Source organism: Sulfitobacter guttiformis (genome assembly GCF_003610455.1).
Lineage (GTDB): Bacteria > Pseudomonadota > Alphaproteobacteria > Rhodobacterales > Rhodobacteraceae > Sulfitobacter > Sulfitobacter guttiformis.
This window is the reverse complement of record NZ_RAQK01000001.1, coordinates 2,211,895-2,224,947: the sequence shown is the minus strand read 5'-3', so window position 1 is coordinate 2,224,947 and position 13,053 is coordinate 2,211,895. Positions and strand designations below refer to the sequence as shown.

Here is a 13,053-nt window from a genome sequence, read left to right as displayed (position 1 = left end):
TCCCAAGATCGGACTGCGCGTTTACGAAACTCGCCCTCTATTTCATCTTTCTAAGTTATAAACTTATAGGTGCTGCCAGTTGCGGGATGCATTTTCACTTCGTCCAAGGAAGTAGGCGAGGATTATAGCAATGAAATGCTGGAACGGGCTGAGCCTACCTCACGTTCCAGTGCCTTTATCGCCGAGATGTGCCATGCCAGCCCTGTCTGGCCCCGAGCCGCTGCGGATTGAAGATTTGCTGTCGTTTGAACTGCGTTCGCTTCCGTTGCGAGCAAAGCATCCGCAATGGCACGACGCTCGGACACAATACTTTCTTTTCTCTCAAGATAAGTTTCGCGGTCAATACTTCCGGTTGCAAGTTTCAGATCAAGGGTGGCGAGCGACCTATCCTGTGCCGCCAAGCGCGCGGGCAGTGATCCTTGAACCAGTGCCAGCTGCTGGTTTGTCTTGCGCAACGTGCGCACAATCACGCTGGGAGAGACAGTTTCAATCCGGTGCGTGACCTGCCTTTTGCCCGCCATATGGCCTGCAAGCGCACCGCCAACACCCGCCACAGTTGCCGCTGCAAGGCAGTTCGATACATTGCCTGCAGAAGCCACCGCGAGGCCACACCCCACAACCGCACCCATGGCCGCGCCCTTGATAGTCGATTGAACCACCATTCGCTCGGACAACTCTATCAACGCCGCGGCCTGTGCGTCAATTTCGGCAGGTTGAGCCGCGAAATTGAGGGGCGCACCTTCCATACGGCTGGAATAGGAAGCCGGTGCTGAACTACACGCCGCGAGCGCCAGAAAAGGTATCAGGATATACGTGCACAAGCGAATGTTCATTGGAGCCTATCGGATTATTGTATTCAAAAACGGCATAATCCCGAAAAAGGGCACAAATGAGACCGCACCACCTACCTCTATGATTTCATGGAAAATACAACGCCGGCGGGTATAATTACGGTGCGGCTACCTTTCGACATTATTGAGGATAACTCAACAATGCCAAGTGTGCCGATGATCAACGTGGTTTTTTAAAGAGTAATCAGCTGAGCTGGGCAAGCAGTGCTTGAGAGGGAGTACCAGTGACAGGCATTCCACGGCTGGCCTGAAATGCGCTGATTGCCTTTTCACTGTTAGGGCCGATAACGCCATCACTTCCGCCGGTATCAAAGCCTTTTGCGGTCAGACGCTGCTGCAAAGCGATGCGGTCATCCTTTGTGAGACCGTTCACATCGGGTGGAAAGCTGCTGCGCAAGGGGCCTGCGCCAGCGATACGGTCCGCCAGATGCCCCACACCGATCGCATAAGCATCAGAGTTATTGTACCGCTTGATCGCTCGGAAGTTGCTTGTCACCGCAAAGCGAGGACCACCTTGCTGGGGCTGTATTATGCTGCCTTGCGGCGCGCCATTGCCAACCTCGCCTCCCCATTTCACACCACGTGTCCAGCCGTTTTTCTGCAAATAGGCGGCCGTCGAGGCGAGCGAATCAGTTGGGTCGTCAGACCAGATGTCGCGACGGCCATCGCCGGTAAAATCGACTGCAAAGGCCTGATAGGACGTAGGAATAAACTGGGTATGACCCATTGCGCCTGCCCATGACCCAGTTAGGCGCGAAGCTGGAATATCACCATTTTGGACGATCTTGAGCGCTGCAATCAGCTGACTTTCAAAAAAGGCACCACGTCTCCCGTCGAACGCTAGCGTTGATGTAGCAGAAATCACCGGTACATCGCCGCGCCGCTCGCCAAAAAAGCTTTCCAGTCCCCAGATCGCACAGATAATCTCGGCATCTACGCCGTATCGCCCCTCGAGAGTTTGCAAGGTGCCGCCATGACGGGCAAATGCTGCGCGCCCCTTGCTGATCCGCTCATCAGAAGCGGCGATGGCAAGGTAATCTTCGAGACTGCGCTTGAACTCGGTCTGGTTGCGATCACGCTTCACGCAGCCGGGAAGATAGCCAGTGCCGCGAAACGCCGCTGTGAGCGTTGATTGAGAAATCCCGCTCGCTGCTGCCCGACTGCGAAAACTGTTAACCCAAGCATCATAGCTGGCATTCGGAACAGGCAACAGGTCGGACGGCAGTCCCCCCGCCCCTCCGGAGGGCACCACCCCACTGACGCCACCAGTACAAGCGGCGAGGGTAAGAACCCCGAGGCCCAATCCAAAATGTCTGCGTGAAAGTGTCATGATAACTGCCCCGTCGATGTGATTTGTTTTTTCTGCATGCTATCCGAATGTGGTGGCGGAGCAATAGAGGATAAACCAGCACACGCGGGCCTTCGCCGATGAAGGCCGACAATACTTGGCCGATTTATGGCTGATAAAGCGGTACCGTTGACATCGACATTTTGGCAGAGCCGTTTTGCACGTCGCGCGCATGGCTTATGTAGATGAGCGTCTGGTTTTTCTCGTCAAAAATCCGCTTGATCTTGATAGATTTGAAGATGATCGATCGGCTTTTTGTAAAGACATCCTCGCCCTCGTCGCCGCGATCAATATCGCCAATCTTAATAGGGCCGGTCTGGCGGCAGGATATGGAAGAGTTCGACGGATCTTCGAACCAATTCCCCTTTTGTAGGCGGTCGATAATCCCACGCTCGAAGTAAGTGACGTGACAGGTAACCCCCTCAACTTCTGGATCGGCCAATGCTTCGATGATCAGATCATTTCCGAGCCAGTCAACATCAACATTACCCACCTGCTCGGCGTGGCCAACAGCAGGAAGGGACAGAGCGAGCAAAGTGCATATTCGTTTCATCATATGCCCAAACGCCCGAAAGGGTGCGTTGTTCCGTCGCACAGGCGATATATTTTCACGTCGTAATTTCCTTGTCAGCAATACGGCGAGAACATTATAAGAACATTATGACAAAATTGACCCTACAGGAAAAACTGGCGTTGCTGAGCGATGCTGCGAAATATGATGCATCATGTGCATCATCAGGCACGACAAAGCGGAGCAGCGCGGACGGTAACGGCCTTGGCAGTACCGAAGGGTCCGGGATTTGTCATGCCTATGCGCCCGATGGACGGTGTATCAGCCTGCTTAAAATCCTTATGACGAATTTCTGCATTTATGACTGTGCGTATTGCATCAACCGCGTCTCTTCACAGGTGCCCCGCGCGCGGTTTACGGTAGAGGAGGTCGTGCACCTGACCACCGAGTTCTACAGGCGCAACTATATCGAGGGACTGTTTCTATCCTCGGGCATCATAAAAAGCCCTGACGATACAATGGGCGATATGGTTCGGATTGCCCGTAGCCTTCGGCACGACCACCACTTTCGTGGCTACATCCATCTCAAAACGATTCCCGACGCTTCGCCCGAGTTGATAGAAGAGGCTGGCCTGCTTGCCGACCGCCTGTCTATGAACATCGAGCTGCCAACCGACGCCGGAATCAAGGCCTATGCTCCCGAGAAAAACGGCGATGAAATTCGCCGCGCTATGGGCCGTGTGCAGCTACGCAAGGAAGCCGCAAAAGACCGAACCCACACCGGACGGCGCGCGGCGAAATTTGCTCCTGCGGGGCAAAGCACGCAAATGATTGTAGGCGCTGACGGAGCGAATGATGCCACGATTTTGCAAAGCTCAACTCGGCTTTATAGTTCGTACAAGCTCAAGCGAGTTTATTACTCCGCCTTTTCACCTATACCCGACAGCACCGCCGCGCTGCCCCTGATCAAACCGCCGCTGGTGCGCGAGCACAGATTGTATCAGGCGGATTGGCTACTGCGGTTCTATGGGTATCAGGCCGACGAAATTGCGTCGGCGGCAACTGACGGCATGCTTGATCTTGAGATTGATCCAAAGCTGGCCTGGGCGCTGGCGAACCGTGAAATGTTTCCTGTGGATGTGAACCGTGGAGGTCGCGACATGCTTCTGCGGGTACCGGGTTTCGGGACGAAATCCGTGGCGCGTATTCTGTCTGCGCGGCGGAGCGGAGCATTGGGGTTTGGTGATCTCAAGCGGATCGGCGCGCTAATGAACAAGGCAAAGCCGTTCATCACCGCCCGCGACTGGTCACCGGGCGGGTTGACAGATGCGGCCAATCTGCGTGCACGCTTTGCCCCCCCACCCGAGCAGTTGAGCCTTTTGTGATCTTTGCCCCCCGCCTGCCACGACTGGGAACATATGAAGCGTGGCGCGATGCAGCACGGGCGCTGGCCAGCAATGACGTGGCCGCTGATGATGTTGAGTGGACGATGGAGGGTGACGCAGAGAGCCTGTTTGGCGGTGGTTCTCCCCTGCCCGCCTCGCGTGACATGACGGTGCCTGCCGGTTTCGTGCCGATGGCAAAACTGATCTGCGCGCACCGGACGGAGGGCTCTCATGATTTGCTCTACCGGGTGTTGCTCCGCTGTCGGGGAAACACGCGCCTTCTGGGCAATCGTGCCGATGCCGAAGTACAGCAACTCGAAGCATGGGCCAAGAATATCCGCCGCGACATGCACAAAATGAAAGCGTTTGTCCGGTTTCGCGAGATAACAAAGCAAGGCGCCAACCGCCGCCAATTCATCAGTTGGTTCGAGCCGGATCATAGAATAGAGGAACTGATCGCCCCGTTTTTCACCCGTCGTTTTGGTGATATGGATTGGGTCATCGTGACACCCGAAGTGACCACGCGGTTCGCTGCTGGCGATTTGGACCACAAAGCCGTGACCAGTGCGCGTCTTGATCTTAGCGACGAGACTGAGGAACTCTGGAAGACCTACTACGCAAATATCTTTAACCCCGCCCGCCTCAAAATTAAGGCGATGCAATCGGAGATGCCAAAGAAATACTGGAAAAACCTGCCGGAGGCTGACCTCATCCCCGGTCTTATTGCAGGTGCCGAAGCACGGATGCGCAAGATGCAGGAGGATGCGCCCACCCTTCCGCCGATGCGCGCAGAGCGCATACTGGAGCGGCTGCCGCAACGGGAGGTAGCTGATGATCTTCATGCCTGTACACGCTGTCCGATCGGTGCGCAGGCCACGCAGGCAGTACCGGGAACAGGCCCCACCGACGCAACACTGATGATTGTCGGCGAGCAACCCGGTGACCAAGAAGATCTGGCAGGTCTGCCCTTTGTCGGCCCAGCGGGACAGCTGTTTGACGCGATCGCCACCGAGGCGGGGCTGGACCGAAGCGCCGCTTACGTCACCAATGCAGTCAAGCATTTCAAATTTACGCCCAGAGGCAAGCGACGCATTCACCAGAGTCCCCACAGGAAAGAAGTCGATGCCTGTCGCGTATGGCTCGAGCGCGAGATTGCACAGATACAACCTGCATTGATCATAGCGCTTGGCGCTACCGCCGCGCAAACCCTCACGGGCGATGGCGCAGCCCTGATGACGCGCCGTGGCCGCGTGGAGCGTGGGCGCGAAGGGATACCCGTGCTGATCACTTTGCATCCCTCCGCTCTTTTGCGGAGCGGGGAATCTGAAAGCATGCGCGCCCTCTTGTTGGCCGATCTGCAACTAGCCGCGGCAATGACCGCTCGGCTTGCCGCGCTTTAATCATGCGGCCCCGTCCTGTCCCCACCCAACCGCTTCGCATACAAAGGCAAGCGCGAGATAGAAAAGAACCATAACAAAAGCAGGTCTTTTTGTTGATCTTGAAAAAATAAGCACAATTTGGAAAGAATTCTCGGAAATCTACTTGCCGTCCAGTTCGGCATGCCTTAGTGAACCCACATTGGCGCGGGATGGAGCAGCCCGGTAGCTCGTCAGGCTCATAACCTGAAGGTCGTAGGTTCAAATCCTACTCCCGCAACCATAACAACAGAAGCCCCGCCCTTAACCCGGCGGGGTTTGTCGTTTAAGCGTCCGCCAAACGCGGAATTCGCCCCAGTCCCCATAGATTTCAATGACAAGGCTATGCGAAGCCGCGCCGTTAGGCATCATCCAAACACCGGAAACCAGCGCACTCAGCACTTCCGTCACTTCAGACCGAGTGAGATCATGGTTCAGGGATCCTGCGTTATTCAAAGCATAGAGAAAGCTGGCCCGAGAATTCGCAGCAGCCATCAGCGTTGACACCACTTAGGAGCTTGCCATCTCGTTGCTGCCGACTTGCCGAACACGAAACTTGCGGGGAGAACCAGCGCTCCGACGCGGGTAAAGACGCTATTGGACTGCATTTCGGCCTTGGGCTTAATCCGGAGCAGTCTTAAAGATGCCCATGGTTATCTCTGGCGTTGATGGCGTTTTTCATCGTGAAACGACGAAGCCTTTTTCAGATTACAGGCGGTCGAGCAGGAATGTTCGATCTGATAGCGCTGTTACTAAACAGCGAGGCCTTGCCGGACAGATCTGGTTTCCGAGGCATGACATTAAGCCACTCATTTTTGAAAATGTGTTACCGCAATCAACTTTTGATCCGCCCACCCAGAAAAAGCGGCATCTGTAAAATCCCACATGCAGGGCACTGCCAAAACCGTGCAGCGAACTAACAATTCTTACGCCGTAATACTAAACTTGCTGAAAGGTGACGGGGATGCGTCTTGGTCGCAGCTAATGCACTCCAGACCTGACATAATTGCCATTTCGTGATCGTCGATCCGGATGCGCAAGCATGCATGACTTGGCTACAGCGCCAGTACAATGTCCGAAAGGCTTGACGCGCCGCAACCATCTTTCCCCGAACCGGATAATTCATAGAGTGGAACGAAGTTCCGCTCAGCGGTATTGCGATATATAAAATTTATCCCTAACCTCCGATTCAGAGAGGGGCTGACGTCTTCGGGAGGAGGACGTTCAGCTTCGCAAATCATGGCCCACTTCTGAGGCATTTGACCTCATCAGAGCAGGCCTAAAAAGAATTGGGAGGATGCCAGCCTACCAGCACAACAGCTTCGACCTCGGCCGGTACATTCCCAGATTTAATCTGCATTTCCGCATTTTGGGTTTGAAATCACGGCGCTCCGGCCGGGAGCACATTCAAGTTACTATAACCGGGAGGAAAAGATGAATTTTTCAAAAGTATCAACAAGGTTGGGCCTCAGCTCTGCACTTGTCATATTCGGTCTGTCGACTTCGGCAATGGCACAGGATTACGATTGGCCTCGTTTGTTGGTAATCGGCACGCCAGGAACATCGACGGGCAGCTTTGCGTCGACAAACGGTTGGGGTCCAGCACTGCAAAAAGAGACTGGCACGACGGTGCGGATCGTACCCGAAGACAGTGAGCCAATGCGCTACAAGCGTCTGACCGATCGCGAAGATATTGCAATTTCGTCGGTGTCAGCGTCCGAAATAGCTGCGCAAACCGAAGGCACTGGCGGCTATGCCTCAGCCAAACCTTTACCACAACGCATTGTGTGGCATCATAATGATACGCCTTGGGGCTTTGTTGTAGCTGGCGATTCCGATCTTCAAACCCTCGAAGATATCGGCAAGGGCGGCGTACGCGTCACCTCTGGTGTGTTTTCACCGGCAATTGTGACGGCTGTAACAAAGGCCCTCCCGGGGTTCATTGGACTGACGCCCGAAGAAGCTGCAGAGAAAATCACGTACGTTCCCGCTTCCAGCTACGGCGAAAACTGCCGTTCGGTTGTCGAGGGCAAATCGGACGTGGCATATTGTTCACCCATCTCGTCAGTTCTGTCTGAAATGGAGGGTGCCCCCGGCAGTATCCGTTGGCTGGCAATGGACCCCGAAAACAAGGATGGATGGAACGCATATTTGAACCACCGCCCCATGACCATTCCGACGACTGTGTCTTTGGGTGTCAAAACTGCCCAAGGGGTTGCTTCGATGACCTCGAACTTTGTGTACGCGATACCGGCAACAGCAGATGTGGATTTTGCCTATAACATGGCCAAGTGGATGGACCAGTCGCATGATACCTACAAAGGGTCACATGCGTTGGCGGCACGTATGTCCGTTGATCTGTTCCGAGGCTATCTGGACAGCAACCCTATCCCCATCCACGAAGGCACTGTGAAGTATTTGCGTGAAATCGGCCAGTGGACCGACGAAGATGACGTTTGGAACAATGCCGCGATTACGCAGATGGATGCGTGGATCGAAGCACGTCAGTCCGGCATGAAAGAAGCAATGGAGCAAGGTGTAGAGATCAACTTCGAGAATGAAGCATTTCTCGAGATCATGGCCAAACACACCGAAGGCTTACAGGTTTTCCGCTCGCGTTTGTGAGCGTGCAAATAGCTTAAAAACCGACGGAGCGGTACCTCGCTCCGTCACGCCCTCCCCTTCTTCATTCACTTTTTTTTGCCCGGGATAACCGCATGTCAGACACAACCAACCAGACAGCTTCTAATGCCGATGCAGAGCACGATTCAGAACTCACGCGCCTTGGGCCGCTATTTTCCTGGACCAGCATCACATTTGTGCTGCTTTGCACAAGCGGTCTTGGCATGGGGCTGGCCTATACATTCGGCGTGCCGATTGGAGGCAAACGTCTAATTGAAGGGCAGTATTACTGGTTTTTTATCGGGATCTTTCTGGCTGCGGCCTTCATCGCCTTGCCGGGACATAAAGCACAACGCAAAGTGCCGATCTATGATCTCGCTGCTGCGGCCATCGCCCTCGGCATCTCGATGTGGTTTTCGACACATGCGTGGGACATCGTGCAGGCGGGCTGGACGAACTTTCCCGCTGGCGTTGTTCTATGGCTACTGATGCTGGAAGTCGCGCGCAGATCAGGCGGCATCCCCTTTCTGCTGGTGGTTTTTTTATTGGGTCTTTATCCCATAGTTGCCGACTATTTCCCCGGCCTTCTGATGGGCATCCCCTATACATTCGAGCGGATGATTGAAGCGCATGTATTCCGGACCGAGGGGCTTATGGGCATCACGACGAAAATCGTTGCCGAAATAGTTCTTGGCTTCCTCGTTTTTGCAGGTGTTCTGATTGCCACCGGCGCGGGGCAGTTCTTTATCGATCTGGCGAATGCAGGATTCGGGAAATACCGTGGCGGTCCTGCCAAAGTTTCCATCGTTGCCAGCGCGTTTTTCGGATCGCTTTCCGGTTCGATCTTTTCAAATATCGCCGGGACCGGCTCTATTACCATTCCGACAATGAAGAAAGTGGGCTACCCACCCCATTACGCCGCCGCAATCGAGGCATGCGCATCCACCGGTGGTGTCGTTATGCCGCCTGTTATGGGTGCTATCGCCTTTGTGATGGCGATCACTATTGGCGTGGACTACGCAACCATCATGGTCGCGGCGATCTTGCCATCGTTTCTATTTTACTTTGGCCTGATCTTGCAGGTTGATGCCTATGCTGCGCGCAAAGGTCTGGTCGGGATGGCACCGGAAAAATTGCCCTCGTCCCGCGAAGTCCTCAAACGCGGGTGGCCGTTCCTGTCGGTCATGATCTTTCTGGTCTGGGGCCTGCTGTACATGCGGTGGGAGTATTATGCGCCGTGGTACGCCAGTGCGCTGATGATCGCCCTAAGCTTTCTACAGCGTGAAACCATGATGACCCCCAAGCGCCTCTTCGCGACCCTGCGTCAGGTTGGCATTCTTGTCACTCAAACTGCTGCGATCATTTTGCCGATTGCCTTTGTCGTCAGCGCGTTGACGATCACAGGCGTGACAGGCTCCATGACTTCGGGATTGGTAGCTTTGGGTGGAGACAACGTTTACATGATCATCGCACTGGGCGTTTTAGCCTGCTTTATCATGGGCATGGCCGGATTGGCGATCGTGGCCTATATCTTCCTAGCTGTCACTCTCGCCCCGGCGATCATCGAAATCGGCGGCCTGAACACAGTCGCCGTACATTTCTTTATTGTGTACTATGCCATGTTGTCAGTCATTACGCCCCCTGTCGGTGCTGCAGCTTTCCTTGCTGCCACTATTGCAGGGGCCAAGCCTATGCTGACCTCGTTCACTGCGATGCGGCTTGGGGTGGTTATATATTTCGTACCACTTTTCTTCCTCTTCCAACCAGCGCTTGTGCTTCAAGGTGATCTGACGCCCCTTATCTACGTCCTACCGTCCATCATCATCGGAATTATCCTGCTGTCCGGTGGGCTTGAGGGGTATCTTCTGGGCGTTGGCATGGTACGACCATGGATGCGCCTGCCACTTGGCGCTGCGGGCTTTGCCTTCAGCTTTCCGGGGTTGCTTACAACTTTGATCGGAGGTGCGGCGTCTGCGATAATCGTCGCGTTGATCTGGCGCGACACTTCCAAAACCGATCCGGCAACCACGCACTAGAAACAAATAACCCAAGCCACAAACAAGGACTAATTCATGTCGACTGTTCACGTCATTGCAGTAATCACCACAAAACCGGGCCAGCGCGAAGCAGTCCTGGATATGTTTAACGCCAATGTTCCCGCTGTATTGGCGGAAGATGGCTGCATCGCCTATGAGGCCACGATTGACACTGAAAACGCCGGGCCTATGCAAGCCGCGTTTGGTGCAGACACTTTCGTCGTGGTTGAAAAATGGGAAAGTATGAAAGCGCTCGGCGCCCATGCTGCTGCCCCTCACATGAAAGAATACGCTGCAAAGACCAAAGATATGATGGCCGACCGCAAAATTCATATCTTGTCGTCAGTTTAAGCGCTCAAGTACGTAAAGGCACTTTTATCTTATGCAAAAAATTAGGATCCGCCAGACTCTCTGGCGGATCTCAATTATTGATTGCAACATCTCTTACCAAGGGATGTTTGACGAACAGCAGAGCAAAGCCATATCAACCTGATGTTGGAGCCTGCGCAAGGTTGCCACGGTCATACATTATGCAGGGCCAAGTGCAGTTGCGAATGTGATTACTGCGGTTTTGACCTCAACGATCACTTTAGATTCAGACGTTGAGCAAAAAATTCAAATCGATCAAAAAGAAAGCGAGAACGACAACAACCATCCGAAAGATTATCATTTTCACATTATTCCGTTTCAAACGTCAGTTCCCAATCCGGCAAAAGTAGGTGCTCTTCAATCCGTCAATTTTGAAGCAAAGTGAGGTGCTCGTGCTAAGCGCTCTAGATGGTGCAAGAGGCGACCGTTAAAGCTGTTTTACCTACTCAAGACTTAGCCTTCGAATTGGCCCCACCTTTGCAGGAGAAACACAATGAGCAATCCCGTCGTAAAAGGTTTTTGGGACCAACCAACCGGAAGCTGGCAATATGTGTTTCATGACCCCGACACAATGAAAGGGGCGATCATTGATCCCGTGCTGGATTTCGATCCACTGGCAGGGGCAACATCGACCAATAATGCCGAACGGTTATTGGCTTATGTCCGCGAGAAGGGGATTGAACTGCTCTGGATACTAGATACGCACCCTCATGCGGACCATTTCTCTGCCGCATCGTGGATCAAGGCCCAGACGGGCGCATCCACTGGCATAGGAGAGAAGGTCACTGGCGTGCAGACCCTTTGGCAGAACATCTACAACCTGCCCAAAGATTTCCCAACCGATGGCAGCCAGTGGGACCGCTTGTTTGCCGAAGGCGACAGCTTCATGCTTGGCAACGTCTCTGTAGGTGTGATGTTTTCACCAGGACATACACTTGCCTCTATTACCTATGTCGCGGGCGATGCTGCGTTTGTGCATGACACGCTGATGATGCCCGACAGCGGCACCTCCCGCGCTGATTTTCCAGGCGGTAGCTCTGCAGCGCTATACGATAGTATTTCAGCAATTCTGGCGTTGCCCGAGAAAACGCGTGTGTTTGTCGGGCACGATTACGCGCCCGAGCGCGATGCCGCATGCGAGGCAACAGTAGCGGAGCAACGCAATTCCAACATTCACTGGAAAAATTCTCCGACGAAAGCCGACTACTGCGCTCTGCGCGATGCGCGCGACGCGACATTGCCGCTGCCCAAGTTGATGCTCGCAGCGCTGCAAGTCAACATTCGCGGAGGAGAGATCCCCGAAGATGAAAGCAACGGCCGATCCTATCTGAAATTGCCCCTCAATTATTTTGAAAGCCGCTGATCAACCTTGAGGGCGAAAACGCCGCCAGAATAGTCCTGATTTAGTCCCATCAGAATCACGGGGTACTGTAATGCAGCGTTTCCAAAGCAGACATGTGCTTTGATAGCGTCCTGTCAATGTACATCCGGCGTCCCAACGCTTGCGGCGAACGAGGACCGTTGAGCCTGTCTGATGTAAGTCCAAGCAATAAAACGACTTGTTTTTTGCCCCTGTGCCATCTCGACGATCTTGAACTCGTCAACCTTAGCTCGTCCCAAAATCCGGTTGAGGGGCTGGAGGTTATCTTTCTTGGACACCAGTGAGGTGAACCAAAGACACTGATGTTTGTAACTTTTGCTCTGCTCAACCATTCGGGCGATAAACCCTATCTCGCCACCCGGACACCAAAGCTCTGCATGTTGACCGCCAAAGTTAAGCTTGTTCGAGCGGCCTTTTCCGAGGCTCGCCCACTTACGTTGAGTGCCCTTGCCCGCTTTTTCGAGAGACGAATGAAACGGCGGGTTGCACATCGACAGATGGAAAAAATCATCGGCTTCGATAGCACCAATAAAGATATTCTCGGGATCAATCTGTCGCCGAAGAGTGACGTTCAAATTATTTTCGTCAGAAATCTGCCTTGCGGATTCGAGTGCCGCTGTATCAATATCAACGCCCGTGAAGCTCCAACCGTATTCGCTTTGCCCGGTGAGGGGATAGACCAGGCTTGCACCGGTGCCGATGTCCAATGCTTTGATGTGACCACCACGCGGGATGATTTGACTATTGCTGTCGGCAAGCAAGTCCGCGAGATAATGGATATAGTCGACACGACCGGGAATTGGCGGGCAGAGATAGCCCTCAGGGATATCCCAGAAATCTATATTGTAATGCGTCTTTAGGAGAGCACGATTAAGCATTCGGACAGCTTTCGCGTCCTGAAAGTTAACAGTCCGCTGACCGCGTGGGTTCCGGATTGTGAATTTTTCAAGCTCAGGTGTCTGCGCTACTAAGCGCGTAAAGTCATACCCTTCAATGTGTTGATTGCGCGGGTGCAGCTTGGGGTTGGGGGCCATGGGGACGCCTTTATGAAAGTTGATGGACGCCACGCGGCAGACGGTAAGGCAAATGTAGGCCTTCACTGGCAAATAGTAAAATTGAGGTTAGAGCAGTCTCC

Annotated in this window: 11 protein-coding genes and 1 tRNA gene; 8 read left to right on the top strand and 4 right to left on the bottom strand. The window is 53.8% G+C overall.

Features of this window, described 5'->3' with window-relative positions:
* Positions 1 to 122: 122 nt before the first annotated feature.
* From C8N30_RS10865 to C8N30_RS10855, 3 genes are all read right to left on the bottom strand, one after another.
* On the bottom strand, positions 123 to 821 hold the full coding sequence (locus C8N30_RS10865) for a hypothetical protein (RefSeq protein ID WP_147419687.1): 699 nt from the start codon (positions 819 to 821) through the stop codon (positions 123 to 125).
* 214 nt (positions 822 to 1,035) lie between these two features.
* Entirely contained in the window at positions 1,036 to 2,181 is a 1,146-nt protein-coding gene (locus tag C8N30_RS10860) for a lytic murein transglycosylase (protein ID WP_025061000.1), read from the bottom strand.
* Between the two features lie 124 nt (positions 2,182 to 2,305).
* The gene (locus C8N30_RS10855; protein WP_025060999.1) at positions 2,306 to 2,755 is read right to left on the bottom strand and encodes a CreA family protein; all 450 of its coding nucleotides are present in this window, start codon (positions 2,753 to 2,755) and stop codon (positions 2,306 to 2,308) included.
* Between the two features lie 104 nt (positions 2,756 to 2,859).
* Between C8N30_RS10855 and C8N30_RS10850 the strand changes: the two genes are divergently transcribed.
* The 8 genes from C8N30_RS10850 (at position 2,860) to C8N30_RS10815 (ending at position 11,900) form a co-directional block, all read left to right on the top strand.
* Positions 2,860 to 4,095: a putative DNA modification/repair radical SAM protein gene (locus C8N30_RS10850; RefSeq protein ID WP_025060998.1), complete on the top strand. Its 1,236-nt coding sequence runs from the start codon at positions 2,860 to 2,862 to the stop codon at positions 4,093 to 4,095.
* Positions 4,092 to 5,495, top strand: coding sequence for a UdgX family uracil-DNA binding protein (locus C8N30_RS10845; RefSeq protein WP_232222775.1), 1,404 nt, complete (start codon positions 4,092 to 4,094; stop codon positions 5,493 to 5,495). Before C8N30_RS10850 ends, C8N30_RS10845 begins: the two co-directional genes overlap by 4 nt.
* A gap of 182 nt (positions 5,496 to 5,677) precedes the next feature.
* Positions 5,678 to 5,754, top strand: a tRNA-Met gene (locus tag C8N30_RS10840).
* A gap of 1,190 nt (positions 5,755 to 6,944) precedes the next feature.
* The gene (locus tag C8N30_RS10835; protein ID WP_025060995.1) at positions 6,945 to 8,135 is read left to right on the top strand and encodes a TAXI family TRAP transporter solute-binding subunit; all 1,191 of its coding nucleotides are present in this window, start codon (positions 6,945 to 6,947) and stop codon (positions 8,133 to 8,135) included.
* Between the two features lie 92 nt (positions 8,136 to 8,227).
* Positions 8,228 to 10,168 carry a TRAP transporter permease gene (locus C8N30_RS10830; protein ID WP_025060994.1) on the top strand — a complete coding sequence of 647 codons (1,941 nt, stop codon included), beginning with the start codon at positions 8,228 to 8,230 and terminating at the stop codon, positions 10,166 to 10,168.
* Between the two features lie 36 nt (positions 10,169 to 10,204).
* Positions 10,205 to 10,519: a putative quinol monooxygenase gene (locus C8N30_RS10825; RefSeq protein ID WP_025060993.1), complete on the top strand. Its 315-nt coding sequence runs from the start codon at positions 10,205 to 10,207 to the stop codon at positions 10,517 to 10,519.
* A gap of 205 nt (positions 10,520 to 10,724) precedes the next feature.
* Positions 10,725 to 10,922 (top strand): hypothetical protein, encoded by a 198-nt coding sequence (locus C8N30_RS10820; RefSeq protein ID WP_025060992.1) that lies wholly within the window; start codon positions 10,725 to 10,727, stop codon positions 10,920 to 10,922.
* Between the two features lie 108 nt (positions 10,923 to 11,030).
* Positions 11,031 to 11,900, top strand: a complete 870-nt coding sequence (locus C8N30_RS10815; RefSeq protein WP_025060991.1) for an MBL fold metallo-hydrolase — start codon at positions 11,031 to 11,033, stop codon at positions 11,898 to 11,900.
* 113 nt (positions 11,901 to 12,013) lie between these two features.
* Here C8N30_RS10815 and rlmF read toward each other — a convergent pair whose 3' ends face one another.
* Positions 12,014 to 12,952 (bottom strand): 23S rRNA (adenine(1618)-N(6))-methyltransferase RlmF, encoded by a 939-nt coding sequence (gene rlmF / locus C8N30_RS10810; RefSeq protein WP_025060990.1) that lies wholly within the window; start codon positions 12,950 to 12,952, stop codon positions 12,014 to 12,016.
* Between the last annotated feature and the right edge of the window lie 101 nt (positions 12,953 to 13,053).

Excerpts from the sequence above, each read along its gene's own strand:
- C8N30_RS10815 (WP_025060991.1), top strand. The coding sequence starts at position 11,031 with ATGAGCAATCCCGTCGTAAAAGGTTTTTGGGACCAACCAACCGGAAGC.
- C8N30_RS10835 (WP_025060995.1), top strand. The coding sequence starts at position 6,945 with ATGAATTTTTCAAAAGTATCAACAAGGTTGGGCCTCAGCTCTGCACTT.
- C8N30_RS10860 (WP_025061000.1), bottom strand. The coding sequence starts at position 2,181 with ATGACACTTTCACGCAGACATTTTGGATTGGGCCTCGGGGTTCTTACC.
- C8N30_RS10855 (WP_025060999.1), bottom strand. The coding sequence starts at position 2,755 with ATGATGAAACGAATATGCACTTTGCTCGCTCTGTCCCTTCCTGCTGTT.
- C8N30_RS10830 (WP_025060994.1), top strand. The coding sequence starts at position 8,228 with ATGTCAGACACAACCAACCAGACAGCTTCTAATGCCGATGCAGAGCAC.
- C8N30_RS10850 (WP_025060998.1), top strand. The coding sequence starts at position 2,860 with ATGACAAAATTGACCCTACAGGAAAAACTGGCGTTGCTGAGCGATGCT.
- C8N30_RS10825 (WP_025060993.1), top strand. The coding sequence starts at position 10,205 with ATGTCGACTGTTCACGTCATTGCAGTAATCACCACAAAACCGGGCCAG.
- rlmF (WP_025060990.1), bottom strand. The coding sequence starts at position 12,952 with ATGGCCCCCAACCCCAAGCTGCACCCGCGCAATCAACACATTGAAGGG.